Source organism: Flagellimonas marinaquae (genome assembly GCF_003992675.1).
Classification (GTDB): domain Bacteria; phylum Bacteroidota; class Bacteroidia; order Flavobacteriales; family Flavobacteriaceae; genus Flagellimonas; species Flagellimonas marinaquae.
The window spans coordinates 446,438-472,197 of sequence record NZ_RZMZ01000007.1 but is presented as its reverse complement, the minus strand read 5'-3'; the positions used below and the strand labels follow the sequence as shown (position 1 = coordinate 472,197).

Annotated in this window: 25 protein-coding genes; 11 read left to right on the top strand and 14 right to left on the bottom strand. The window is 44.3% G+C overall.

Annotation, left to right across the window (positions count from 1 at the left end; genetic code table 11):
* Positions 1 to 14: 14 nt before the first annotated feature.
* Positions 15 to 761, bottom strand: coding sequence for a 3-keto-disaccharide hydrolase (locus tag EO130_RS05635; protein WP_127140538.1), 747 nt, complete (start codon positions 759 to 761; stop codon positions 15 to 17).
* Positions 758 to 1,810 carry a sugar phosphate isomerase/epimerase family protein gene (locus tag EO130_RS05630; RefSeq protein WP_127140537.1) on the bottom strand — a complete coding sequence of 351 codons (1,053 nt, stop codon included), beginning with the start codon at positions 1,808 to 1,810 and terminating at the stop codon, positions 758 to 760. The genes EO130_RS05635 and EO130_RS05630 overlap by 4 nt, the downstream gene beginning before the upstream one ends.
* Positions 1,811 to 1,973: 163 nt before the next feature.
* Between EO130_RS05630 and EO130_RS05625 the strand changes: the two genes are divergently transcribed.
* Entirely contained in the window at positions 1,974 to 2,438 is a 465-nt protein-coding gene (locus EO130_RS05625; RefSeq protein WP_127140536.1) for an ASCH domain-containing protein, read from the top strand.
* Between the two features lie 87 nt (positions 2,439 to 2,525).
* On the opposite strand, the gene EO130_RS05620 is transcribed toward EO130_RS05625, so the two are convergent.
* The 5 genes from EO130_RS05620 to EO130_RS05600 all read right to left on the bottom strand — a co-directional run bounded on the left by EO130_RS05620 (position 2,526) and on the right by EO130_RS05600 (position 7,691).
* On the bottom strand, positions 2,526 to 3,662 hold the full coding sequence (locus EO130_RS05620; protein WP_127140535.1) for a Gfo/Idh/MocA family protein: 1,137 nt from the start codon (positions 3,660 to 3,662) through the stop codon (positions 2,526 to 2,528).
* Positions 3,663 to 3,681: 19 nt separating this feature from the next.
* Positions 3,682 to 4,920, bottom strand: a complete 1,239-nt coding sequence (locus EO130_RS05615) for an MFS transporter (RefSeq protein ID WP_127140534.1) — start codon at positions 4,918 to 4,920, stop codon at positions 3,682 to 3,684.
* A 27-nt stretch (positions 4,921 to 4,947) separates the two neighbouring features.
* Complete coding sequence (locus EO130_RS05610; RefSeq protein WP_127140533.1) at positions 4,948 to 6,204, bottom strand: MFS transporter; 1,257 nt, start codon at positions 6,202 to 6,204, stop codon at positions 4,948 to 4,950.
* Positions 6,205 to 6,226: 22 nt separating this feature from the next.
* Positions 6,227 to 6,616, bottom strand: a complete 390-nt coding sequence (locus tag EO130_RS05605; RefSeq protein ID WP_241244302.1) for a DinB family protein — start codon at positions 6,614 to 6,616, stop codon at positions 6,227 to 6,229.
* A 76-nt stretch (positions 6,617 to 6,692) separates the two neighbouring features.
* Entirely contained in the window at positions 6,693 to 7,691 is a 999-nt protein-coding gene (locus EO130_RS05600; protein WP_127140532.1) for a sugar phosphate isomerase/epimerase family protein, read from the bottom strand.
* Between the two features lie 136 nt (positions 7,692 to 7,827).
* Between EO130_RS05600 and EO130_RS05595 the strand changes: the two genes are divergently transcribed.
* The 4 genes from EO130_RS05595 to EO130_RS05580 all read left to right on the top strand — a co-directional run bounded on the left by EO130_RS05595 (position 7,828) and on the right by EO130_RS05580 (position 13,996).
* On the top strand, positions 7,828 to 9,546 hold the full coding sequence (locus EO130_RS05595; RefSeq protein ID WP_127140531.1) for a GMC oxidoreductase: 1,719 nt from the start codon (positions 7,828 to 7,830) through the stop codon (positions 9,544 to 9,546).
* Positions 9,546 to 10,199 carry a gluconate 2-dehydrogenase subunit 3 family protein gene (locus EO130_RS05590; RefSeq protein WP_127140530.1) on the top strand — a complete coding sequence of 218 codons (654 nt, stop codon included), beginning with the start codon at positions 9,546 to 9,548 and terminating at the stop codon, positions 10,197 to 10,199. Before EO130_RS05595 ends, EO130_RS05590 begins: the two co-directional genes overlap by 1 nt.
* Before the next feature lie 1,078 nt (positions 10,200 to 11,277).
* Positions 11,278 to 12,012, top strand: a complete 735-nt coding sequence (locus tag EO130_RS05585; protein WP_127140529.1) for a LytR/AlgR family response regulator transcription factor — start codon at positions 11,278 to 11,280, stop codon at positions 12,010 to 12,012.
* Positions 12,013 to 12,085: 73 nt separating this feature from the next.
* Positions 12,086 to 13,996 carry a tetratricopeptide repeat protein gene (locus EO130_RS05580; protein WP_241244301.1) on the top strand — a complete coding sequence of 637 codons (1,911 nt, stop codon included), beginning with the start codon at positions 12,086 to 12,088 and terminating at the stop codon, positions 13,994 to 13,996.
* Here EO130_RS05580 and EO130_RS05575 read toward each other — a convergent pair.
* Positions 13,986 to 14,558 carry a DUF3109 family protein gene (locus EO130_RS05575; RefSeq protein WP_127140528.1) on the bottom strand — a complete coding sequence of 191 codons (573 nt, stop codon included), beginning with the start codon at positions 14,556 to 14,558 and terminating at the stop codon, positions 13,986 to 13,988. The genes EO130_RS05580 and EO130_RS05575 overlap by 11 nt on opposite strands.
* 122 nt (positions 14,559 to 14,680) lie before the next feature.
* Here EO130_RS05575 and EO130_RS05570 point away from each other — a divergent pair, with 122 nt between their 5' ends.
* Entirely contained in the window at positions 14,681 to 15,265 is a 585-nt protein-coding gene (locus tag EO130_RS05570) for a MarC family protein (RefSeq protein ID WP_127140527.1), read from the top strand.
* A 10-nt stretch (positions 15,266 to 15,275) separates the two neighbouring features.
* Positions 15,276 to 15,476, top strand: coding sequence for a hypothetical protein (locus tag EO130_RS05565; RefSeq protein ID WP_127140526.1), 201 nt, complete (start codon positions 15,276 to 15,278; stop codon positions 15,474 to 15,476).
* Between the two features lies 1 nt (position 15,477).
* Here the strand turns inward: EO130_RS05565 and EO130_RS05560 are convergent, their stop codons facing one another.
* The 4 genes from EO130_RS05560 to EO130_RS05545 all read right to left on the bottom strand — a co-directional run bounded on the left by EO130_RS05560 (position 15,478) and on the right by EO130_RS05545 (position 18,977).
* Entirely contained in the window at positions 15,478 to 17,106 is a 1,629-nt protein-coding gene (locus tag EO130_RS05560; protein ID WP_127140525.1) for a S41 family peptidase, read from the bottom strand.
* Between the two features lie 15 nt (positions 17,107 to 17,121).
* Positions 17,122 to 17,559, bottom strand: a complete 438-nt coding sequence (locus tag EO130_RS05555; RefSeq protein ID WP_127140524.1) for a deoxycytidylate deaminase — start codon at positions 17,557 to 17,559, stop codon at positions 17,122 to 17,124.
* Between the two features lie 85 nt (positions 17,560 to 17,644).
* Positions 17,645 to 18,229 carry a HupE/UreJ family protein gene (locus tag EO130_RS05550; RefSeq protein ID WP_127140523.1) on the bottom strand — a complete coding sequence of 195 codons (585 nt, stop codon included), beginning with the start codon at positions 18,227 to 18,229 and terminating at the stop codon, positions 17,645 to 17,647.
* A gap of 10 nt (positions 18,230 to 18,239) precedes the next feature.
* Positions 18,240 to 18,977 carry a TerB family tellurite resistance protein gene (locus EO130_RS05545; RefSeq protein ID WP_127140522.1) on the bottom strand — a complete coding sequence of 246 codons (738 nt, stop codon included), beginning with the start codon at positions 18,975 to 18,977 and terminating at the stop codon, positions 18,240 to 18,242.
* A gap of 122 nt (positions 18,978 to 19,099) precedes the next feature.
* Between EO130_RS05545 and EO130_RS05540 the strand changes: the two genes are divergently transcribed.
* The 4 genes from EO130_RS05540 to EO130_RS05525 all read left to right on the top strand — a co-directional run bounded on the left by EO130_RS05540 (position 19,100) and on the right by EO130_RS05525 (position 22,473).
* The gene (locus EO130_RS05540; RefSeq protein ID WP_127140521.1) at positions 19,100 to 19,510 is read left to right on the top strand and encodes a BrxA/BrxB family bacilliredoxin; all 411 of its coding nucleotides are present in this window, start codon (positions 19,100 to 19,102) and stop codon (positions 19,508 to 19,510) included.
* 78 nt (positions 19,511 to 19,588) lie between these two features.
* Positions 19,589 to 20,326, top strand: a complete 738-nt coding sequence (locus EO130_RS05535; RefSeq protein ID WP_127140520.1) for a lysophospholipid acyltransferase family protein — start codon at positions 19,589 to 19,591, stop codon at positions 20,324 to 20,326.
* Complete coding sequence (locus EO130_RS05530) at positions 20,326 to 20,982, top strand: HD domain-containing protein (protein WP_127140519.1); 657 nt, start codon at positions 20,326 to 20,328, stop codon at positions 20,980 to 20,982. Before EO130_RS05535 ends, EO130_RS05530 begins: the two co-directional genes overlap by 1 nt.
* A gap of 66 nt (positions 20,983 to 21,048) precedes the next feature.
* Complete coding sequence (locus EO130_RS05525) at positions 21,049 to 22,473, top strand: Gfo/Idh/MocA family protein (RefSeq protein ID WP_127140518.1); 1,425 nt, start codon at positions 21,049 to 21,051, stop codon at positions 22,471 to 22,473.
* A 910-nt stretch (positions 22,474 to 23,383) separates the two neighbouring features.
* Here EO130_RS05525 and EO130_RS05520 read toward each other — a convergent pair.
* Both EO130_RS05520 and EO130_RS15395 read right to left on the bottom strand, forming a co-directional pair.
* Positions 23,384 to 24,457: a PA0069 family radical SAM protein gene (locus EO130_RS05520; RefSeq protein WP_127140517.1), complete on the bottom strand. Its 1,074-nt coding sequence runs from the start codon at positions 24,455 to 24,457 to the stop codon at positions 23,384 to 23,386.
* A gap of 393 nt (positions 24,458 to 24,850) precedes the next feature.
* Positions 24,851 to 25,549 (bottom strand): hypothetical protein, encoded by a 699-nt coding sequence (locus EO130_RS15395; protein WP_164732878.1) that lies wholly within the window; start codon positions 25,547 to 25,549, stop codon positions 24,851 to 24,853.
* Between the last annotated feature and the right edge of the window lie 211 nt (positions 25,550 to 25,760).

The following is a 25,760-nucleotide window of genomic DNA, read 5'->3' as shown; positions in this document are numbered from 1 at the left end:
TTCTTGTTGTCATCTTATAACTCCTTAATTTTTATGTTTCTAAAGGCAACCATATCTCCATGGTCCTGTAATCCGATCTTACCTGTTGTAAAGGCGGCAAAATCTTCCCAATCGGCAAATTTTGAATCGGCGATCAATTGGTCCCAACCGGTCCCTTGCACGGGAAACTCTACTATTTTCGTCCCGTTCAACATCACATGGCCCTCATTGGTCTTATGGTTGATCATCAGTTCCACGGAATTCCATTCTCCCGCTGGATTTGTTACATCTTTGGACGGTGGAACCATGTCATATAAGGCTCCCGCCAAACGATCATCGCCATTTTGGGCATCGGGATGGCGTTCGTTGTCCAACACTTGTATTTCGGGGCCGGTAATATACGGCTGACCGTATTTTTCGTCCTCCTTTACGGCCCAAAAGATACCGCTGTTTCCTCCTTCGGCGATCTTCCAGTCCAAGGTCAGCACAAAGTCGGTAAACTCTTTATCGCTAACAAGGTTGTAACTGGCACCTTCGGGTCTTTCTTCAGGTGGATAAAACACCATGGCACCATCCTCCAATTTCCAAGGTTCTGTTACCTCTCCCCCGTTGTACAGATGCCAGCCATCAAAGCTTTCACCATCAAAAAGGGTAATCCAATCTGATTCTTTTTCTTCAACTACCTCGGTCATTTCTTCTTGAACTTCTTCTTGGTTCTCCTTTGGTTTATCCTTGCAGGCAAAAGCAACGGCAAGGGCTACGAATAGCAGTGTTTTTCTCATAATCCCAGTATGTTTTTCAGTTTTTCTTTATCAATGTCCGCTCCTGCGAAATCATCAAAGGTTTTGGTGGTGGCTTCTATGATGTGGTCTTGAATAAATTTCGCTCCTTCGCGTGCACCTTGCTCTGGACTCTTAATGCAGCATTCCCATTCCATTACGGCCCATACATCACAGCCATATTGTGTCAGTTTGGAAAAGATGGTCTTAAAATCAATCTGTCCATCACCCAAAGAACGGTACCTTCCTGCTCTATCCCCCCAATCATTGTAACCACCGAAGGCGCCTTTCTTGCCCGTTGGATTAAATTCGGAATCCTTCACGTGAAAGGATTTGATGAATTCATGATAGTGGTCGATATAGGCGATGTAATCCAATTGCTGCAACACAAAGTGGCTTGGGTCGTATAGAATATTCACCCGTTTGTGGTTACCGGTAGCTTCCAAAAATCGTTCAAACGTATCGCCATCGTGAAGGTCTTCACCGGGGTGGATCTCATAACAAACATCCACGCCTTCTTTATCAAAATGGTCCAAAATGGGCATCCATCTTTTGGCCAATTCCTCAAATCCCATTTCTACCAAGCCTGCAGGGCGCTGTGGCCAAGGGTGTGCGGTGTGCCAGAGCAGGGAGCCAGAAAAGGTGGCGTGCGCCTTAAGCCCTAATCTGCGGCTTGCGGTGGCTGCTTTTTTTACAGTTTCCACGGCCCATTGGGTACGTTCCTTGGGCTTTCCATGCAGTTCTTTTGGGGCAAAATTATCGAACATAATATCGTAGGCAGGATGAACCGCAACCAACTGCCCTTGTAAATGGGTGGATAGCTCGGTGATCTCCAATCCATAGGAATTGATCTTGCCTTTGAGTTCATCGCAATAATCCTGACTTTCGGCAGCCTTGTCCAAATCTATTAGGAACGATTCCCATGTTGGAATCTGAATACCTTTATAGCCTAAATCGGAGGCCCATTTACACATGCCATCCAAGGTGTTGAACGGAGGTTGACTGTCCACAAATTGTGCTAAGAACACCGCTGGTCCTTTGATTGTTTTCATTGAAATTAATTTTAAGGGATTGGATAACCCCAAATAAATTGGGATTTATCTTCTATATTTAAGAAAAAAACTATGCTATTTTTACGTCTCATGTGGTTAAGACCTAAAGATAGGAATTCGTTAACAATTAAAACAGCTAACCATTTTTTTTTAAACACTACTTATGGATAATGCTTCTGCCCGAAATCTATGGGGCGATTTTTTGGATGCCCATTTGGAATTTGCATCCGAGGACGCCCCGAAAGTCATTCACTTTGGCGACAATGAGAAAGATGCCAACCTATGTGCCGATTTGGTCTCTAAAGAGACCAAAAGAGCAACGTCCCATTCCTTACAGGCTTTACAATTAAAAGGGAAACCACTCCCGAAGATCGGAGACTTTGCGGTAGTGACCGATTGGGAAGGCAAAGCCAGGTGCGTTATTCGCACCGCTGCTGTTAAACTGCTCCCATACTTTAGTGTGAGGGAGGAACATGCGCGTTTGGAAGGTGTTGGCGATAAAAGTCTCGAATACTGGAAAAAAGTCCATTGGGAGAACTTTACGCGTGAGCTTGCCCAATTCGACAAGACTCCCAAAGAGAGCATGATCGTGGTTTTTGAACAGTTTGAAATGCTCTTTAAAAAGTAATGGCTGCCTGAAACAAGTTTTTCAACCTCAACTTTTTCAGGTTTACTTCGCTTTTTTCAAACAGCCACATGTTAGGTAGATGGTAAATCAATCCATATCTACCCAAATATTTCCTTGTTTGTGGGAAGCAACGGTATTCTCGATAAAATTAAGGCCCCTAACGCCATCGTTCATGGTAGGGAACTCACCACTATTGTATTCCTCGCCTCGAATGGCTTTGGCCACGCCAAGGTAAATATTGGCCATGGCATCAAAAATACCTTCTGGGTGTCCTGGCGGTAATTTGGTTCCGTCCAAAGAAAGTTCGGAATTGTATGGGTGACCCGGTTTATACACTTGCAACGGCTCTGGATCGTTCAGCTTATAGAGATAGTTGGGGTTTTCCTGTTCCCATTTCAATCCTCCTTTTTGACCATAAATGGCAATGCTAAGGTTGTTTTCTTCACCGGTGGCCACTTGGCTGGCCCTAATGACCCCTTTTACGTTCTTGTCCATTCGGATAAGTGCCGTACCGTCCATGTCCATTACGTTGTCGTCATACATATAATTGAAGTCGCACAGGAGTGATTGTACCTGTAATCCGGTAGTGAACTCAATCATGTTGAAGGCATGCACTCCAATATCTCCCATACAAGAGCTGATGCCGGCTTTTTTGGGGTCGAGCCTCCACACACTGCCTCTTTTTTCCTTATCGTGGATAATGGGGTTCATCCAACCTTGATAGTATTGGGCGTCTACCTTATGTACTTTTCCAATAACGCCTTCCTTGATCATCTCCCTCATTTGTCGCACCATAGGATATCCTGTATAGGTGTGGGTCACCGCGAAAACGGTCCCTGCTTTTTTAAGGGTCTCCTGTAAAATCTTAGCTTCTTCGTAGGTCGTGGTCATCGGTTTTTCGCAAATGACATGGAACCCGTGGTCCAACAGCTTTTTCGCCATGGGAAAATGAAGAAAGTTCGGCGTGAGAATAGAGCATACCTGAATACGTTCATCTTCCGGCAACTTCATTTCCTCCTCGACCAACGTATCAAAATCTTTATAGATACGGTTGGTAGGGATATCTATCTCTTTGGCAAAGGCAATACTGTCCTCATGGTTTGGATTAAAGACCGCCCCCACTATTTCGTAGTTGTCATTGATGAAGGATGCTACCCGGTGCAGCACACCAATTAGGGAGTCCCCTCCTCCACCAAGAATTCCTAGTCTAATCTTTTTTGGCATTTTCTACTCTTTATAATTATTAAACAATTTCTTCCGTTGCATGTCCCTGGGGCACTCTTCGCTCTTCAAGCTTTTTTCGCAAAAGGAACAAAATGAAGAACAGTACCGCTACCGCGAGCGGGAAAAACATCATTTTCCCCAAGGTCGCCTTTCCTGCGGTAAGTTCGGCCACTTGGTCGGCCAAACCAGAGGCCAGCGCCTCATTTTTTGCGGTGTCCAGCCATCCCCCGATTACAGGTTGCCAAATGGAAGTGGCAAACATGCCCGCTCCCCCTACCAGCGACATTCCCAAAGCACCTGTTTTGGGCAGATACTCAGAGGTAAATCCAATCATGGTAGGCCAAAAATAACAAACTCCCAAAGCAAATAAAATGGCTGCCAAATAGATCATGGATCCTTCGGCAATGCTCATACTATATACCGCGGCGGTAGTCACTACGGCAGACATGAGCAGTACACCTATCGGGTTGATGCGATGCACAATGGGCCCGGCAAAATATCGGCCAATGGCCATAATGCCCGTTACCATGGCCAACACCAACATGGGGCTTGCTCCAGAGTTTCCAAGAATACGCTCTACCCATTGCTGAGGGCCAAATTCGGAAATGGCCGTCAAGGTCATACAAATCATGATAAAGATGAACAAGGGGTCGGCAAGACCTTTGATGTTTTTGGTGGTATCCGTCTCGATATGTTCGCTTTCTGGGAACTGTTGCTTAAAGAACATGTAGCCGTAAATGAAAGTAGGTATCAACATGACCCCTATCTGCAATTGCCAGCCCATTCCAAAATCTGTCATGAACTTGGAAATCAAGGACCCGATTACGATACCTCCTGGAAACCATACGTGGAATTTGTTGAGCATCGCTGTGCGGTTTTTGGTGTACATGTCGGCTATCATAGGGTTACAGGCAGCTTCCACAGAACCATTGGCAAAACCGATAAAGAACGTGGAAATAATCAGCGTCCAGAACCCTCCGGCCACAATGGTGAGCACCAAGCCCAGTAAATGGCACACAAAGGCGGCTACCATAAGTTTACGGGCTCCAACCTTGTTGTAAAGTAGACCCCCAAAGATCATGGCAATCGGGAATCCAAAAAATGCCATACTATTGATCCAACCCAATTGTTGGTTGGAAAGTTCGAACTCTTCCCCCAGCTGGGTCAAAATGCCCGCCCGAATGGCAAAGGTCATGGATGTAACGACCAGTGAAATACAGGCCGCAATAAAAAGCTGGTTCTTGTTTACGTTTTTCATGTTTGTGTTAGTTGGTTTTGGTTGTACCTAAGATTTATATTCTACTTTTTCATTTTTAAAAAGTACGGCAAAAAGGATTCCGACCGCAAGGGCAAAGAACGCTGGGAACCTCCACACACTTACCCAATCGTGGGTATTATCGGGCAGTTGATAGGTGTCCACAATTTGACCTGCCACCCAGAATCCAATCAACATGCCCACTCCATAGGTGGCCAGGGTAATCAATCCTTGTGCAGCACTCTTGTATTTTTCACCTGCCTTGGTATCGGTATAAATTTGACCGGATACAAAGAAAAAGTCATAGCAGATACCGTGCAAGGCAATCCCGATGATGAGCATAAATATCAATTCGCCCGTGTTCCCATAGGCAAACAACACATATCGCACGAGCCAGGCAATCATTCCCACTAAAATGGTTTTCTTAAATCCAAACTTTTTAAAGAAAAAGGGCAGCAAAAGCATGAACAGGACCTCGGATATCTGTCCGATGGTCATCATACCGGCAGGTCCTACTTCCGAACCCACTACGTTTATAGAAGCTCCGATCTCTCCTAAATATTGACCCGCATGCTGATAATAGAATCCTAGGGGAATACAAATCAGAACGGAGGCTATAAAGAAAATCAAGTAGTTCCTATCATTTAAAAGCTTTAGTGCATCGAGTCCCAATATTTCCGAAATGGACACTTTTTCTTCTTTGTCCACCTTTGGAGGTGTTTTAGGAAGGGTAAAACTGAACACTCCCAAAATGGCCGAGGCAATGGCAGTCATGATAAAGGTGTTCCGCAATGCTCCGTTGGCTATATTTTCGGGAGAATCCCATTGAAATATCAAACTGATAAATACCAAACCGGCAATGATCCAACCGATGGTACCAAACACTCGGATAAAAGCAAATTCCTTGGATGGGTCCTTCATTTGGTTGAAGGAAACGGAGTTGACCAATGCCAATGTCGGCATATAGGCTATCATATAACCAAAAACATAAGGTACAAATATAGAAATATCGTCGGCCGAGGCCATTTGGTACATGAGGAAGGCCCCAATCAAATGGAGCACGCCCAAAATACGCTCTGCGTTAAAATACCTGTCTGCTATAAGCCCGATGATAAACGGGGCAATAATGGCTCCCCAGGATTGGCTTGAATACGCAAGGGCGGTTTCGCTGCCACTTGCACCCAAACTGTTTGGCAGATAAATTCCTAAGGTAACAAACCAACCTCCCCAGATAAAAAATTCGAGGAACATCATAAAGGAAAGTTGGAGTTTGATTTTGCTATTCATGTAAACTATACGTTAGCGGTTTCTATCTTTTGTAAAAAATATAATCCAAAGGTTCTGGCGTGCGCCCCGCATCGCGGAATGCACTCATCATTTGTCCCCGGTGGTGGGTTGAATGATTGATGATATGAAAAAGTATGTCCTTGACTTCGTTGGTGAATACCTTGCCCTCGCTATTGGTGTATTCCACCCGATTTTCGAAAGCATCCGTTTTGGAAACAATTTCAAAAGTGCTCCGTTGGTTGTCGTAATGGACATCTTCCCACATTTCGACCTTATGCAGGTCCCAAACCCCAAAATCGGAGGTATTCCCCAATATTCTTTGGTTCCAAATATGATGGGCATTGAGTATGTGACTAAAAAGTCTAATGCAGTTGTCCGGAACCTTGTCCGGACCACTGCATTGTTCAATCATTTTTTTGTTACAAAAAAATTGTAATCGAAGAGCTGTTGAAAAAATCCCTTCATCTACCCATTCATCGTTGATCGGATTACTCCAATATTCTTTCCAAGAGTCTTTTGGTGGCCAAAATACCTTCTTCTTCACTCAATTCGGAGCCTTCGTATTCAACTCCCACAAAACCTTCATATCCGGAATCGAGCACAATTTCCATGATTCTTGGGTAATCTACCCGTGTTTCATTTCCTTGCTCATCAAAACTGTAAGATTTGGCGCTTACTCCTTTGGCATAAGGCATCAATTCTTTGGTTCCTTTATAGCGATCGTACTCTTCCAGACATTTGGACGAATAGTAGTCGCCAGCTTCTCTTTTGATGCAGAAGTTTCCAAAATCGGGCAAGGTACCGCAGTTCTCCATACCTACTTTTTCCATCACTTCAGCCAATAATTGGGCATTGGATGATGGTCCTCCGTGGTTTTCCACAATAATATTGATATTCTTGTCCTTGGCATAGGTAGCCAATTGTGTAAGTCCGGCAACGGATGCTGGCATCCATACTTCGGGCTCCATGCTGCCGTTCAGGTTGACACGGATGGAGTGACAGCCCAATGCGGCGGCGGCATCTACCCATTTGTAATGGTTTTCCACAGCTTTTGCTCTCTCTGCTTCGTCCGGAACAGCGATATCGCCTTGTCCGTCCACCATGATCAACAGATTCTTTAAGCCGTACTTTTCACTTTCAGCCTTGCTCTTCTCCACCCAGCTGTTCATGGCTTCTTCTGAAAAATCGGCCGCTTCAAGTTCCTTGTAGTACAGGCCGCTCACATATTCCAGTCCTTCAAAACCCCACTCGCTAGCTTTTTCGGCAAAACTATAAGGATCCACGCCTTCCTCGAGTATCATTTTGTGCATGGACCATTGGGCCAAAGAAAGTTTGATGTCTGGTTTCGACGCTTCAACAGCCACTTCTTCGGTAGCGGTTTCATCTTCCGTTTCCTTCTTCGGATTCTGTTTACAGGAATAAAATCCCAAAAAAGCCACTGCGATCAAGGTGACGATACTTTTCTGTGCTAAACTACTTTTGTTCATATTTTTACGTTGGTTAATTTCTTCGAGAACCCAAAAACTATAACGTTATAGTGCTGAATTCTCAATAAACATAGGGTTTAAATGTAGAAAATTAATTTAATAATTAATACATTTAGCAAATAAACAATCCGAATAAATGAGTAAATTTTATTACAATCAAGAGCAGGAATCCTACGATGCCATTGTGGTAGGTACGGGCATCAGTGGAGGATGGGCTGCCAAAGAATTGTGCGAAAACGGTCTCAAGACCTTGGTCTTGGAGCGTGGGCCCATGGTGAAGCACCGCGACGATTACCCAACAGCCAATAAGGACCCGTGGGATTTTCCCCATGCAGGGCAGGCAACCCGAGAAGACATTAAACAGCAAGAAAAGCAATCCAGAACTGGGTATACCACATCTGCTGCATCCAAGCATTGGTTCGTAAACGACTTGGACCACCCGTATAACGAAGTAAAGCGATTCGATTGGATGCGCGGCTACCATGTAGGTGGGCGTTCCATTATGTGGGGTCGCCATAGTTACCGCTGGAGCGATATCGATTTTACAGCCAACAAGAATGAAGGTATTGCCGTGGATTGGCCTGTTCGCTATAAGGACATAGCCCCTTGGTACGATAAAGTGGAAAGTTTTATAGGTGTTTCCGGCGAAAATCTGGGCTTGCCACAATTGCCTGATGGCAAATTTGAGCCGATGATGGAGCTCAACTGTGTAGAAGATTTGGTGCGCGGCAAAGTGGCAGAGCACTTCAATGGTCGTGTGATCACTGCAGGAAGGGTTGCCCACATTAATAGCGATAAGCAATTTGAAGGCGATGGCCGTGTGCGTTGCCAATTTAGGAACCGTTGTATTAGAGGATGTCCTTTCGGAGCATACTTTAGCAGTGTTTCCTCTACGCTACCAGTTGCGGAGCGCACTGGAAACCTTACCCTAAGACCGGACTCTATTGTTCACGAAATCATTTACGACCCCAACACCAAAAAGGCCACGGGCGTAAAAGTTATTGATAGGGAAACCAAAGAAGCTTATGAATTCAAGGCCAAAGTGATTTTCCTTTGTGCTTCTGCGGTTGCATCCACTTCCATTTTGATGCAATCCAGATCGGACCGATTCCCCAATGGAATGGGTAACGATTCCGGTGAACTAGGCCATAACTTGATGGACCACCACTTCCAAGTAGGCGCTTCCGGTAAGTTTGATGGATTCGAAGACAAATATTATAAGGGCAGAAAACCCAATGGCGTTTACATTCCAAGATTTAGAAACTTGGGCGGTGACTCCGATGTAAGTTCCTTTAAGCGAGGTTATGGCTACCAAGGAGGTGCAAGCAGGGGCAATTACGAAGAATTGGTCGCTGAAGCATCCTTTGGTAAAGAGTATAAAGATGCCGTGCTGACCCCAGGTGGTTGGAACTTTAGCATCAATGCTTTTGGTGAGGTACTACCTTACCACGAAAACAAAATGACCTTGGATTACGATAAAAAAGATCAATGGGGACTGCCTACCGTTACCTTTGATGCGGAAATCCGTGAGAATGAACTCAATATGCGCAAGGATATGCAGGACCAAGCGGTTCAAATGCTTGAGAAAGCCGGTGCAAAGGACATTACTCCTTTTGACGCACCCTACGCCCTCGGTCTTGGTATCCACGAAATGGGAACCGCCCGTATGGGAAGCGACCCAAAGACCTCCGTGGTAAACGGGAACAACCAGGTGCATGGATGTGAGAACGTATACGTGACCGATGGAGCGTTTATGACCTCTGCCAGTTGTGTGAACCCTTCGTTGACCTATATGGCATTTACTGCAAGGGCTGCCAACCACGCCGCCCAAGAACTTAAAAAAGGTAATATATAATGGAAAGAAGATTAGCACTCAAAAATATGGGATTGGCTTTCGGATATGCCGTTGCCACCCCAACCCTGCTCTCGCTTTTACAGAGTTGTAAGGACAAGCCTGCATTTGCTGAATGGACACCAAGCTTCCTTAGCAAAGAACAGGGTTACGCCCTTGCACAGACCTTGGACGTAATTCTACCAAAAACGGATACACCCTCCGCTACCGAGATGAACGTACACGTGTTCATTGACGCATATTTGGACGAGGTAATGCCGTTGGAGCAAAGGGAGTTTGTAATGATGCAAATGAACAATTTCTACGACAAGGTTCTTACCGATTCCGGCAAAGAAGCACTGATGGACGTAGAACCAGCAGACATAGAACCAGCCTTGAAAACGTACTTAAGAAAAAGAACAAAAGAGGAAGAAGAAGCCCATTCCGAAGCCATCATGAACTACATGGAGGCCATTATGGAAGGTGGCGAAGGCATGCTGGATGACGAGGTCGTCCGTTTCTCCTTTGCCAACGATTTAAGAGGTTTGGCCACTTGGGCCTACAAATCTTCAGAATATGTCGGCGAAGAGGTATTGGCCTATGCTCCAATACCCGGGGAATACATACCCTGTGGCGATTTACAGACGTTGACCGGCGGAAAAGCATGGTCCTTGTAAATTTCACCGCATTGAAATCAAAAAAAAGCCTCCGAACTCGGAGGCTTTTTTGTATCCCTAATCATAAAAAAAATACCCCGGAATGTTCTATTGTGGGGTGAACTTGTCCGAGGTATTAAATCAATAAACACTATCACACGTACTGAAATGCAGTACCAAAACTGGTGATCAAAAAAATACCTTACTTTGATAAAATTCCAGACCTTTCCAGTTAACCTTTATGTATTACCTTTTAATGGAAAATGAATCCCTTCATTAGGCTGGACAAAGATTTAAAAATACGGTCAAATTCTAAAGCGTGTATGCTGCAAACACGGATAAAGTTTTTAACATAAAATGTTGACATCTAGAGGAAAGCGTAGCATTGGAATAAATAATGGGGACGGCTTTCTGCAAACAAAAAAGACCAAGAAGGATAACGACATCCCTGCTTGGTCTAACTTTTATGATGAACTGGCATAAGCCACTTATTACCAAAGAGTACGGCCTCTTCAATCTTGGTTTAAAAGATTCTTTTCTGTCCTAGGTAGTTCCCCCGAAACCTAAAATCAAATCTGAATCACACCTTGATCAAAGATGAATTGTGCAAGCGGTTTATACAATCAGATGATTGGTTGCTGTGGCCGTACCGTTATTGGTAATACAAAATTTTAAAGAACAAGTGTAACCCATGCTATTTCCTAGCTGCCATTTCTTTCCAGTCCGTGTTCCATTGAGCTTCTTTCTTCTCTGACACAGAGGCTAAGATCAACACGACCACAAAAATCAAGAACAAAACGACACATTTCCGCATGGCTTCATTAACTATTGGTTATTTAGTCAGGCCGAAGATAATTAACAACAAATACGGGATCGGGGTTCTATGTATGAACTGCATCATTTTATGTATAATTGGTTTGTGGTATTTGAACCCTTTGTAATCCTTTTCTTGTTTTTTGATTTTGATACTCTTAAAAAATGTAGCTTTTCCCCTTGATTTTGATTTTCATACCAGTTATACGTGCTGATTATCCATTAACACATAATTTTAGCACTATGTGAAGAATAATCCTAAATTTGAAATTAGGTATATAGTTATATGATAGAAGCCGTAATCGTTGATGATGAAATCAAAGCCCTTCAGAGTTTGAGTTGGGAGCTGACCAATTTGAGCGATGAGGTGGATATTATTGCATCCTTCACAGATGCCCGCGAAGCCTTGAACTATCTGGAACAGAACACTCCCGATTGTCTGTTCCTCGATATTGAAATGCCTTCCATGGACGGTTTTCAGTTTATCAAAAATCTAAAGAACAAGGATTTCCCCGTGGTCATTACCACAGCCTACAACCAGTATGCCTTGCAGGCCCTAAAAAACGAGGCCATAGACTACCTCCTTAAACCCATCGATTCGGATGATCTCGAGGTAACTCTTGCCAAGATCAAAAAGTATAATACAAAGAACCTGACCGTAGAGCGTCTGGAGAAAATCCTGCTCAATTTCAACTCGGAATCACAGAGTAAAAAAATCACTATCAACACGGACGGCAAATTGGTTTTTCTTCACAGCGACGATATTCTATATGCCGAATCGGACGGTAACTACAGTACTATTTTTTTGGCCGATGGGCAAAAGATACTTCTTACCAAAAAATTAAAGGAGGTTAATTCAATCCTGCCAGAAAACTGCTTTTTCAGAATCCATAATTCTTATATCATCAACCTGAACAAGATAAAGGAGTTCCTAAAAACGGACGGCTACGTAGTTTTGGAATCCAACCATAAAATCCCTGTGTCCCGTCAAAAAAAGTCCGACTTTTTGGATATGCTCTAATACCAGTTTTGCCGTGCCCATATCAAAGTTCCATCCCGTCGAAAACCTGCATCGAGCAAAAAGGTCGGTTACCTTGGCGTTATTGTTTGCCTGTTTTACTTTGGTGGGTGTTTGGGCCCAGGAAATCCCCCAAGCCTTTAAGGAAAAAGCCGAAACCCTCGTGCAACTGCAGCCCAAAACCTATGAAGTATTGGACAGGGAGCTTTATGAGGAAAAAAGGGATACCTCCCTATTACGCTATTTTGCCCATTTAAGTGCTGAGAACGACTATCCCGTGGGCCAGTCGTACGCCCTCAATTTATTGGGGATGAAGTACCGCAACATTTCCCAATACGAAAAGTCAGTGAATCTCCACGAGCAAGCTCTTGAGGCTGCCGAGAAGGGCAACAGTACCGATTTTAAGATTTTTAGCCTGAATATGCTTGGTGTGGTCTACAGGAGAACAGACGCTATAAAAACTGCTTTGGACTATAACCAACAGGCCCTGGAACTGGCAGAGCAAGTGGAAGATCCATCAAACCATATCAAAAGGAGCATCAATGTTGCCCTAAACGGAATCGGAAACCTGTACCAAACCTTGGAGCAGTACGATTTGGCCATTATGCAGTTTAAAAGGGCCCTTAAATTGGAAGAAGAGCTGAACAACAAGTTGGGACTCGCCATCAATCACCAGAACATAGGACACTGTTTGGAAGAAAAGGGCGATTTAGAGGGCGCGCTGGAAAACTACAGGAAATCACTGGCATACAATGAGGAAATCGATTCGGACATAGGTCGGGTCATCTGTAAAAACAGCTTGGCCCAAATCTACTTAAAGCAGGACATGCCCTATCTGGCGCTGGTACTGCTGGAGCCCTTACAGGATGAAGCCAAGAAAATTGGGGATTTTTCCATTACCTCATTGGTCTATATCAATACCGGATGGGCCCTTACCAAATTGGAGAATTATGAAGACGCGGAATATCATATTCAAGAAGGCTTACAAATGGCCCAAAATCGCAATATTCCAAGTAATATCGTCTATGCCTATGAAAAAATGTCCGATCTGGAAAAGACAAGGGGCGATTACAAACAAGCTTATGAATTTTATAAAAAGGCCAATAAGTACGATAAACAAATTTCCAGTGCCACCAACCTGCGGTATATGAACGACATCATCGTTCGGTACGAGAACGAGAAAAAGAACAACCAAATCGCGGTTCTGGCCAAAGAAAACGAAATTGTACGGCTGAGGCTTAAAAAAAACCAGACCACTCTCCTAGTCAGTGCCTTGATCGTAGGGCTGATTTCGTCCATCCTTTACATCCTTTACCGCCAATACCAGAGCAAAAACGAAAAAAGGGTACTCACCTTGGAGCAGCAAATGCTCCGTAGCCAAATGAATCCCCACTTTTTGTTCAACTCTTTGAATTCCATCAAACTCTACATCATCAACAACGAACAGAAAAATGCGGTTCACTACCTAAATAAGTTTTCCAAGCTCGTTCGGAAGATTCTTGAAGCCTCCTCACAGAAGGAAATCACTTTATCGGAGGAACTGGAAACCATGGAACTTTACATGAACATCGAAAACATCAGATTTTCCAATGAAATTGATTTTAAAATTGAAGTAGAGGAAGATATCAATGTCGACAACATCAAAATTCCATCGCTGACCTTGCAACCGTTTTTGGAGAACTCTCTATGGCACGGGCTTTCTCCCAAAGAAGGTGAAAAAAAGATTCAAATTAACGTGAAGCACAAAGACAGAGGCCATGTTTCCATCGAGATTGTGGACAATGGCATAGGTCGCACCATGGCCGAAGTAAACAAGGAAAATCGCGTTTTAAAACGAAAATCGCTGGGCATTCGGATTACCAAGGAACGCTTGGCCAATTTTGCCAAGGACTACCAGAATAAATTCGATGTGGATATTTTGGACCTGTTCGATGAAAACGGGGACCCCAAAGGCACCAAAGTGGTATTGGACATCCCTACGATCTAGCATTTTCAGCGGCAACTTCTTCCAATTCGCTGTACCATTTTTTACCAAACTTTTTGATGAGGGCGTCCTTCACAAATTTGTATATCGGCACTTTTAGTTCAGCTCCCAGGGTACAGGCAGGGTCGCATATTTCCCATTTGTGATAGTTCACTGCGGTAAATTCGCTATACTCACGTGTGCGAACCGGATATAAATAGCATGAGATAGGTTTCTTCCACTTGGTAGCTCCCGCTTCGTAAGCAGCCTCAAGACCACATTTGGCCACTCCCTGGTCAGAAAAAATTGCATACGCGCATTCGTTATTGTCCACCAATGGGGTTTCCCATTCACCATCCTCACCCTTTATAAAAGCTCCCTGCTCTTCAATGGCAGCAATACCTTCGGGACGTAGAAACGGTTTCACCTTTTGGTAGATATCCACCAACTTATCGGTCTCGTCGTCTTCCAATGGTGCCCCGTATTCGCCTCCCACGCAACAGGCTCCCTTGCATGCGGTGAGATTGCATACAAAATCGTTTTCCAAAATCTCTTCGGATACAATGGTTTTTCCAATCTGGAACATAGCTTGCCCTTACTTTTTGGGCAAAGGTAATCCAAAACCAAAAAATTGATGATTTCTAAACATTTTATGTGATCCAAAAGTATTTTTTACCCGTAAATTTGCCGTCCGAAAAAAATGACGCCATGAATTTTAACGTTAAGGAAATAGCGACTGCTGGAATGATTTTGTTTGCTGTGATAGATATCTTGGGCAGTATCCCCATAATTCTGTCACTTCGCCGTAAAGTGGGGCATGTGCAGTCCGAAAAGGCCTCTATTGTAGCCACTTGTATTATGATTGCCTTCCTTTTTGTTGGTGAAAGTATTCTAAAGTTGATAGGTATAGATGTCAACTCCTTTGCCGTGGCAGGGGCTTTTATCATCTTTTTCCTGGCCATTGAAATGATTTTGGGCATTTCCCTGTATCGGGATGACGAGCCCGAGACAGCTTCCATTGTTCCCATTGCCTTTCCCTTGATTGCCGGCGCGGGTACCTTAACGTCCATTCTCTCTTTACGGGCAGAATATCACGTGGAGAACATTATTGTGGCCATTATTATAAACGTTATCTTTGTATACATCGTGCTTAAATCCAGCGCCAAGATCGAACGGATTTTGGGCAAGAACGGTCTCAACATTATTCGCAAGGTATTTGGTGTTATCCTTATGGCCATCGCCGTAAAACTGTTTGCAACTAATGTAAACGAGTTACTGTCGCACGCTGCTTAAAATCATTGCTATGAACAAGACCTTTGCCGTAATTTTAATCGTACTTGCTTTGGCGCTCATTGCCTTCAATGTCACCCTGGTCGATTTTGAACAACCATTTCAAGGGGACAGCACCATTGCGTTGATAGGTATTTTCGCCTCCTTGTGCGCCATTGTGTTGATGTTGATTTTTATGACTTCCAAAAAAATCGACAAGAAGCTTAAGGATTGAATTAAGGTTTCATTTCCACAGCACCAAGTTGTGATGCTTCGATATCGGCCTTGTCCAGTTCCTTTACCCGTTTCAACATGCTGTCATAATCTCCTTTGATCTGCGCGGATAAGTTGGGCGAGAACAACTGTTCCGCAATATTGGCCTTTAGATAGGCCTTTATCTTGTCCTCGTAGGCGTAGAAGTCCAATTTTATCTTGCGGTCCAGTACAAATTGGATGAAATTATCAAAAAGGATGTCATCAACACGGAACTCATCCAAAAACTCGTTTTGGGTATATCCATCGTATCGTGTCCTATCCTCTTCCAAATGCTCAAAAACAAACCTGGCAAAGAATTGATAGGTCTCATCCATGCTCTCAATAGCTTCCTCCTGATTGCTTCCAATGGGTACAAAAACGTCGGGAATGATTCCTCCACCACCATAGACCACCTTGCCTTTTGGGGTGACAAACTTTAAGGAATCGGCTACTTTAATGCTGTCCGCAGAAAGCAGTTCCCCGCTTTCGTACCGTTCCATGAACCTATGGTAATAATCGTAATTGCCATCCTTATAGGATTTTTGGATGGAACGCCCAGTTGGGGTATAGTACCGGGAAACGGTAAGACGTACAGCCGAACCATCGCCCAGGTCCATTTCACGTTGAACCAGTCCCTTCCCAAAGGAACGGCGTCCTACAATGGTCCCAATGTCATTGTCCTGCAAGGCTCCTGCAATAATTTCACTGGCAGATGCGGAACGTTCATTGATTAGCACGTAAACCGGTTTATCCTCAAAATCGCCTTTTTTGGTAGCGTAGGCTTTGTTGATTCTACCCTTTTTGTTTTTGGTGAACAAAATCAATTTGTCCTCCCCCAAAAACTCATCGGCCAATTTCTCTGCAATGCCCAAGTATCCGCCAGGGTTATCCCGAAGGTCCAGGGTCAGCTTTTCAGCGCCCCGTAGCTTTAATTTTCTAAGTGCGTCCTTGAACTCATCAAAAGTGGACTCGGCGAAACGGTTGATCTTGATGTAGCCCATGTCCTTGGTGAGCATATAATAAGCATCCACACTGCGAATGGGAACCCTATCCCGAACCACGGGTACTTCCAATATGGTGTCTTCACTTTTTCGGTATACCTTTAGCTTCACCTTAGTGCCGATTTTACCCTTTAAGGTGGAAACCACATCGTCGTTGGCTATCCTACGGCCAAATAAGGTATCCTTGTCTGCCATAAGGATACGGTCACCAGGTTTGATGCCTCCTATATAGCTAGGGCCGTTTTTAATGGTCCTGATTACTGTAATGGTGTCGCGGTACATGTAAAAACTCACTCCTATTCCAGCAAAATCTCCTTTCATGCTCTCGGCAACATCCTTCATTTCATCTTTGGGAATGTATACGGAGTGCGGATCGAGCTTGCCCAAAATATTGTTTACGGTCACATCCACAATGCTATCGGTATCCACATCGTCCACATACTCATAGTCGATGTAGTCGATAAGCCTATTGAGTTTATCCTTTTTGGAATTGGTGGAGAAGAGTTTCTCCGGTGAATCATTAAAATGGAGCTTTCCTCCAACAAATATGCCGAGGGCCACCGCTAGAGCAAGTAAGGTAGGCCAAATATATCCTTTGATCTTTTTCATATAGCAATTATGGTTTTAAACCATTTCTTCCAAAACGGGCATGTGTACAATCTCCACTCCCGCTCTTTCCAGAAACTTCAGTCCAGAGTCGTCTTTGTACGCTTTCTGGTATACCACACGTTTTATGCCAGCTTGGTGAACAAGCTTACTGCATTCCCTGCAGGGGGATAGGGTAATGTACAAAGTCGCCCCTTCACAGGATTGTGTGGAGGAGGCTACCTTAAGGATGGCATTGGCCTCGGCGTGGAGCACATACCACTTGGTGTACCCTTCATCATCCTCGCAATGGTTTTCAAAACCAGTGGGAGTCCCATTGTAGCCATCGGAAATAATCATCCTATCCTTTACGATAATGGCTCCGACCTGCCTTCTTTTGCAATACGATAGTTTTCCCCACTCTTGGGCCATCCGCAAGTAGGCTTTATCGTATTTTTCTTGTTTGCTCGCCTTCATAAATCCAAAAACGCTGATATTTAATTAAATATACCCGCTTTGCAAGACCCTCACAACCTTATTCGATAAAATTTAACGAAGGTTCCTACTTGGGGAACGTAGCAATGAGCAAGGGTATTGTAATGGCAATGATCAAAATTGAGGCAACTGCGATAAAAATGGACCGCTTTACCTTTAATAGGTCCAGAACCACATAGGCGATGGCCAGAACCACCAATATAATGGTGATCTGGGACAGCTCGATTCCGGTTGCAAAACCTAAAAGCGGAGTTATCTTGTCCTCTTCTTCGGCCATTAACATTTTAAAGTAATTGGAAAATCCGAAACCATGGATCAACCCAAAGAAAGCCGTGGCCAATGCGTGCAGGAAGAGTCCAACGTCAAGTGCTTCCTTGTACACATAGGCAAAATTGAACAGGGCCGTAAGGAGTATGGTTACAGGAATCAAAAATTCTATCAGACTTACGTCAACGGTAGCGACTTCATAAACCGACAAAGCCAAGGAGAGACAATGTGTTATGGTAAAAATAGTAGCCAATATGAGCACCCGTTTCCAATGTCTAAAGGTAAAGGGTACGGCCAAGGCTGATAAAAACAAAATATGATCATAAGCGCCAAAATCCAGCACATGGTCCAGCCCAAGCTGGATATAAAATAAAAACTCTTGCATAGTTTATCGGTTAAGAAATACCTCTTTCTTTTTGTATGGTTTCGTAAGCCTTTTGCACTTCCTTGAACTTTTCCTCCGCTCCCTTTCGTATAGCTTCGTTCTCTGTCACCACCCTATCCGGATGGTACTTTTTGGCCATGGTTCGGTATGCCTTCTTGACTTCTTCGTCCGTGGCGGTCTTCTCGATTTCCAGAATTTTGTACGCCGTATCAGCCGATTTGATGAACATGGCCATGATACTTTCAAAATCGTGTTGGCTCAACCGAAAGTAGCCGGAAATTTCACGGAGCTTTTCCACTTCGCCCTTGCTTACCTGTCCATCTGACTGCGCAATTCCAAACAGAAAGTGCAACATCTGCAACCGTACTTCGTAACGGGTACGCTGCACCATAAAATTACAAATTCGTTGGGTAGATATCTCCCGTTTTTTAATGACCTCGTTAAACGTCCTGAAAATGGCGTTTGCCCTTTCCTTACCGTAGGTGCTCAAAAAATATTGGCGCACATAATCGAGCTCCCGCTGGTTCACCTGTCCATCGGCCTTAATAATGATGGAACACAAAGAAAGCAGGTTCAGCTCAAAATCGGCCGGGGAAACCGATTGCCGCGTCACATTCTCAAAAATGGAACCCGACCTACTGCTTGAACCGCCTAAATTGTCCAAGAATGTTCCTACGATAAATCCCAAAACAGCTCCGGGAAACCTAAACATAAAATAACCGATAAAGGCGGCTATCCACTTGATCATGCATCAAAATTTAAAGGGCAAAGATAGGGGTTTGATTGACAAACAAAGCTTTATGCAATGTTAAGGGTGATGAAAAAAACCAAACGATCCCTTATCTTTGTATCCTAATTAAATCGAAGTCTATGTATCCAGAAGAATTGGTAAAACCTATGCGCGAAGACTTGGCCGGAGCCGGGTTTGAAGAACTACATACAAGCGAAGCCGTTGAAAATGCTTTAAAAAAGAGCGGCACCACATTGGTCGTAGTAAATTCGGTTTGTGGCTGTGCGGCAGCCAATGCCCGTCCTGCAGCCAAATTGAGCCTCCAAAACAGCAAAACACCCGACAATCTGGTTACTGTTTTTGCAGGTGTTGATATGGAAGCTGTACAAACAGCAAGAAATCATATGGTTCCCTTTCCTCCATCATCACCAAGCATGGCCTTGTTCAAAGACGGGGAGTTGGTGCACATGATCGAAAGACACCACATTGAGGGCAGACCTGCCGAGCTTATTGCGGAAAACCTGATGGAAGCCTATAACGAGCATTGCTAACATCGGGCAAATCGTATAACAAATAGCCACCTTAACGGGTGGTTTTTTTATTTTTACGCAACCTATAAATTTTTAAGTGTGCCAAAACTGCTATCCTATCCGCTGACCATTATCTTTTTTTTGCTTTTTGGTCTGGTATTGGTCATTTTCCATCCTGTGCAATGGCTGTGTCTCAACCTGATTGGATATAATGCCCACAAAAAAAGTGTCTCCATCCTCAACTGGTTCATTATGCGATGTACCAATGTGTTGGGAACCCGATACACTTTTAGGAACAAGCAAGAAATCCCAACGGATAGACCGCTCATCATTGTTACCAACCACCAAAGCATGTACGATATTCCCCCAATTATCTGGTACATGCGCAAGTTCCATCCAAAGTTTGTCAGCAAAATCGAATTGGGAAAAGGAATCCCAAGTGTTTCCTATAACCTTCGCCATGGAGGTTCTGCGTTGATCAACAGAAAAGACCCGAAACAATCCATTGCCGAGCTTCAAAAGTTGGGCAAGTACATTGAAACCAATAACCGCAGTGCCGTGATTTTTCCTGAAGGCACCCGAAGCCGAAACGGTGTGCCCAAACCCTTCCGGACGACCGGCTTAAAAGTGATGATGAAAAATGCACCATCCGCCCTAATTGTGCCCATCAGCATTAATAATTCATGGAAACTGCTCCGTTACGGCAAATTTCCTATGGGATTGGGTTCCCATGTTACCTTTGATGTGCATCCACCTGTGGAAAATTCAGGAAATCCCGAAGCCTTGATCACCCAAGTTGAAAACTTGATTGTTTCTGGGATCAAAACTAAACCATAATGGAGAACCAGCTTATCCAAAATACCATCACTTTTGTAAAAGAAGAACTGAACAATGCCGAAGGAGGTCATGATTGGTTCCATATCCAACGTGTTTTTAATACTTCCAAACTGTTGTTAAAGCATGAAGAAGGGAATTCTTTGGTAGTTCAGCTGGCCGCTCTACTTCATGATATTGCCGACCCCAAATTCCATAATGGAGACGAACAAATAGGTCCGCAAACCGCCAAAATATTTTTGGAAGCACAAAACGTTGACAACGAAACCAAGGAGCATGTAGTCAATATCATCCGTCACATGTCCTTTAAAAATACTCTGGAACAGGGCGGGGAGCGATTCACTTCCAAAGAAATGGATATTGTTCAAGATGCCGACCGATTGGACGCCATTGGTGCCATTGGCATTGCCAGGGCCTTCAACTACGGAGGCTTCAAAAATAGGGAATTGTACAACCCAGCTATTCCGCCCAATCTCAACATGACCAAAGAGGAGTACAAAAAATCGAAAGCGCCCACCATCAATCATTTCTATGAAAAACTGCTCTTGCTCAAGGATGGGATGCGCACACCGACCGGCAAAAAACTGGCCGAAAAACGGCATGAGTTCATGTTGGGTTATCTTGAACAGTTTTACAGGGAGTGGAACGGGGCGGAATAAACCCTAGGATTTCTTTTGGCCTTTTTTGTATCTTGGGAACTGACATAAAAAATCAAACTAAACAAGATGCAAAGAAGAAAGTTCATCAAAAACACGGCAGCGGCTTCGGCTGCATTTTCCATTGTTCCGAGTCATGTGTTGGGCAAGACCCACGTTCCCCCCAGCGACACCCTGTATGTGGCAGGCTTTGGTGTTGGAGGTAGAGGGAACAGTGTGATCAATGGACTGAACAACACAGGACGTGTAAAATTTGTAGCGTTCTGCGACGTGGATGACCGCCGTGCCCAAGAAACCTACGAACAGTTCCCCGATGTAAAAAGGTACAAAGACTTCCGTAAGGTTTTTGATGAACGCTTGAGCGATATCGATGCCATTATGGTAGCCACGCCCGACCATACCCATGCCAGCATTGCCCTGCCCTTTATGCGCGAGAAAAAGCATGCTTACGTGGAAAAACCGCTCACACACAACATACAAGAGGCCCGTTTAATGACCAAGGTGGCCCGCGAAAATGGGATTACGACGCAAATGGGAAACCAAGGGGCTTCCAGCGACGATAGCCGTATCGCCCGCGAATGGGTCGAATCCGGTATTATTGGAAAAGTGCATACCATCGATTGTTGGACCAACCGACCCGTATGGCCACAAGGGGTACCCATGCCCACGCAAAAGGACCGTATTCCAAGAGGATTGGATTGGGACCTTTGGTTGGGACCGGCCAAAATGAGGGATTACAACGATGCCTACCTTCCCTTTAAATGGAGAGGGTTTTGGGATTTCGGAACCGGTGCTTTAGGTGACATGGGCTGTCATATTATGGAAACGCCATTCAGTGTGCTTGACCTCGGCTATCCTACGGAAGCTGAAGCTAGTTGTACCACGGTTTGGGTAGATGATTTTGTGGAGGCAGATTACAGCCATTCCTGCCCACCATCTTCCAAAATACACCTCAAGTTTGAGCATGAAGAGCATGGCGACATTGCCCTCAACTGGTATGATGGCGGTTTGAAGCCCGATTTACCGGACGAGTTGAAAGATGGCGAAACCATTGGTGACAGTGGGGGTGGAACCGTAATTTATGGTGACAAGGGCATCTTGGTGTGTGACACATATTCCAGAAATGCCCGTTTATTGCCCTCTGAGATGATGGAACTTTACAAAGCACCTGCTGCCAAATACCCTCGGGTACCTGGAGGCATGGATGGTCATATTGCCAACTTTGTGGACGGTTGCCAAAACGGAACACCAACCTCATCCAATTTTGAAAAGGCTGGAAAACTAACGGAAACCGTGCTGATGGGGAACCTTGCCGTAAAAGCCTACCAATATAAGGAGTTGCAACCGGGCAAAACAGCACGGGACTGGAACCCATACAACTCCCCTGGGCGCCGAAAGCTGATGTGGGATGGTGAGAACATGAGAATTACCAACTACGAGAAAGCCAACGAATGGGTGACCCGCGATTACCGCGAAGGATGGGAGTTGGAATAAGTAGACTAAAAAAGTGAAAAAGAAGAGGCTGCCTAAAAAGTGGTACTATTTGAAATTTGTCAGGTTGAGCGCAGTCGAAACCCATTGATCAGCAATGCATCTTAAGTTCTCGACTGCGCTCGAACTGACACATAAACTGCTTTTTAGATAGCCTCTTTTGTTCTTAATACGTCAGTTGATAAAGGAAATCCAAGGCTAGTTAAGTCATTTCGACATGAGCCGCGAAGCAGCGATGGAGAAATCTGTTAAAAAAACTCAAGTTCAAACTCAAAAGACAAGTTCAAGTTCAAAAAAGGCCATTTCGACATAAGGAACGAAGTGACTATGGAGAAATCTGTTTTAAAAACTCAAGTTCAAATTTCAAGTTGAAAGTAAAAAAGCAAGTACAAACCCATCCTTGCGCTATTATAAAATGGATTCCGTGTCAGGCACGGAATGACACCTAAACATTCGATTTAAGGGCTACCTTTCCGACTTCGCACTACCTAAAGATTTCTTGACCTACCTACTGCTGACTGCCAATTAAGCACCTTTCATTAGTTCTCGATACATTTTTTAGCTCCTTTTTTTCAAAAACTCACCAAAAAACACTCGAACTGACAATCAAATATTTGCTTCCGACTTCTGACTTTTGACTCCTTCCCCTTCGACTACGCTCAGGGGTCCTATCTCGAAATGACGAAGAACCCTATTAGTGTTAATTCGTGAAATTAGCGTCAACTGCCCATTGCCTATTTCCCATCAAACCAAGTCTATTTTCTATCGTCCTTTCTCTCCTGAGTCTTGATTCCTGGCTCATGACTCCTATAAAGATTTCTCAACTGCCCCCTCGACTGCCCCCCTCGACTGCGCTCGGGGTGACAGCTCGAAATGACATCTTAACTCATAACTTCGGACTTCGGACTTATTATCAAAACAACTTTAGCTGCCCGTCCTTGTATTGTTCGTGGAGTTCCGTGTTCAGGACCGGGAAGCTTTTATCTGGAAAATATCTTTTCTTGGCCAGCTGCGCCATTTTATGGATTTGCTCCGCAATTTTGCCCTCTCCCCTTGTCCGGGTTCCGAATCTGCTATCGTTTACCGTACCCCCGTGGCAATCCTGTATTTGGTGTAATACTTTTTCTGCCCTGTCTGGCATGGCCTTTCTGAGCCAATCCGAAAACAATTGTCCAATCGCTCCATTAAGCCGAACCACCGTGAGTCCAAAAGAACGTGCGCCATGATCAGCCACCGCCTTGGCCAGTGGCAATAGTTCATGTGAATTGATCCCAGGAATCATAGGTGCCAACATTGCGTTTACCGGGATGCCATTTTCGGATAGCGTTTGGATGGTTTTAAGACGCAGTGGGATGGAAGCAGTGCGTGGCTCGAGCAGACGTCTTGTTTTTTCGGACAGCGAATTGACCGAAATATAAACCCCGACCAACCCATATTGATTCAGTTCTTTCAATAGATCCAAATCACGTAAAACAAGGGCGTTCTTGGTAATGATGCCCACCGGATGGCGATACTTTAAAAACACTTCGAGACATTTTCGGGTAATTTCGTATTCCCATTCCGCAGGTTGGTAGCAATCCGTATTTCCTGAAAGTACAATGGTCTCTGCCTTCCAGTTTTTATGTTTGATTTTGGCCTCCAAAAGTTCTGGGGCCGATTTTTTGACCAAAATCCTGCGTTCAAAATCCAACCCAGCACTATAGCCCCAATACTCGTGCGTATTTCTAGCGTAACAGTACACGCACCCATGTTCACAGCCTTGATAGGGATTCATGGAATACTGCATGCCCACATCGGGACTCTCTACTTTATTCACTATGGTTTTGGGAAAAATGGGAATATACCTCGTTTTGTTGCTTTCCGCTTCCTCGCCTTCCAATCGACAGAATTCCAAAAAATCATCCCGCAACTCAAAACTGTGCTGCAAAAACCTGTTGTTGGTATTCTGCTGTGCTCCTCTTCCTTTGATAAAATCTTTGGGATTCATTTTTTTGGATTTATTCCAAATATATGGATTATTTCCTTTTTTAAATACTTAAGATTGGCACTGATTTTACGAATTATCTCGAATGCAGCGGCTCCCTGTCCATATATCAGGCGGGCGATCAGCAACCGTACGGAATGATACGTAAACATCCAGTTTAACTCCTTCCTTTCCGACTTCTGACTGCCTAAAGATTTCTCGACTGCCCCCTCGACTGCGCTCAGGGTAACAGCTCGAAATGACATCTTAACTCATAACTCCTGACTTCTAACCCGTAACCCGGAACTCGTAACTCTTAACCCATAACTTCGAGCTTCGGACTCCTGCCCAAAAAAGAAAAAGCCGAGCGAATGCCCGGCTTCTTTGCTTAGGTTAAGTGCCCCTTTTAGGGAAATATTATTCCAGACCCAAATACGCGGCAACTTGGTTGTAATCACTGGTGTCCACACCGGCGGCTTTTAGCTCGGCCATGATGTTTTCGCTGTTTTTATTAGCACTAGTAAGTTCAATCGCAACTACTATGACCTTGTCAAATTCACCTTGGGATACTTGATAATTTGAATTATCCGATGTGTCATGAAACCTAATATTAAAAAAACCTCCTGAGTTCAACCATACTCGTGCATAAAACACGTTTGCACTTAATGAGCCAGGAATTGAATATTTTAAACCTGTAGGAGTCTCAATATAATATAGAAAAGCATAGTTTGACGGGTTGTCAACTATAGTGTTTAAGTTCAATGAAAGGGAAGAATAATCATCTTCTCCACTAATATCGAAAATATGCTCTTGCACATTCGCATTACCGTCAACACCATCAGCACCATCAGCACCATCAGCACCATCTACTCCATCTACTCCATCTGCTCCATCTGCTCCCTGGCAATCCATGGCATCAAAATTACCATCGTTGTTCACGTCCTCTTCTGCATCACCGACACCATTGCCGTTCAAATCCCAACAGCTGATACCATCGGCTCCATCCGCTCCATCTGTACCTGCTACGCCAGCCGCCCCTGCGGGTCCTTGTGGCCCTGTTTCACCGTCTTCCCCAGAACAGGAAACTAAACTTACTGCCATGCACAACATGGCCATACATACTAATTTTAATGTTTTCATAATTTTTAATTTTATCAATTAGGGTTAATACTGCACCAAAGGTATGCTAGGAAATAAGCAACTTTTTAGGCTAATTGACGGATGCCCCTTGTGATCTGACGGATGGGGCTTCTGATCTGACGAATGCAAAATTGAGGGGGAGGTTTGTAGGGTAAAAGGTATAGGGTGAAGGGTGAAAGGCAACGAG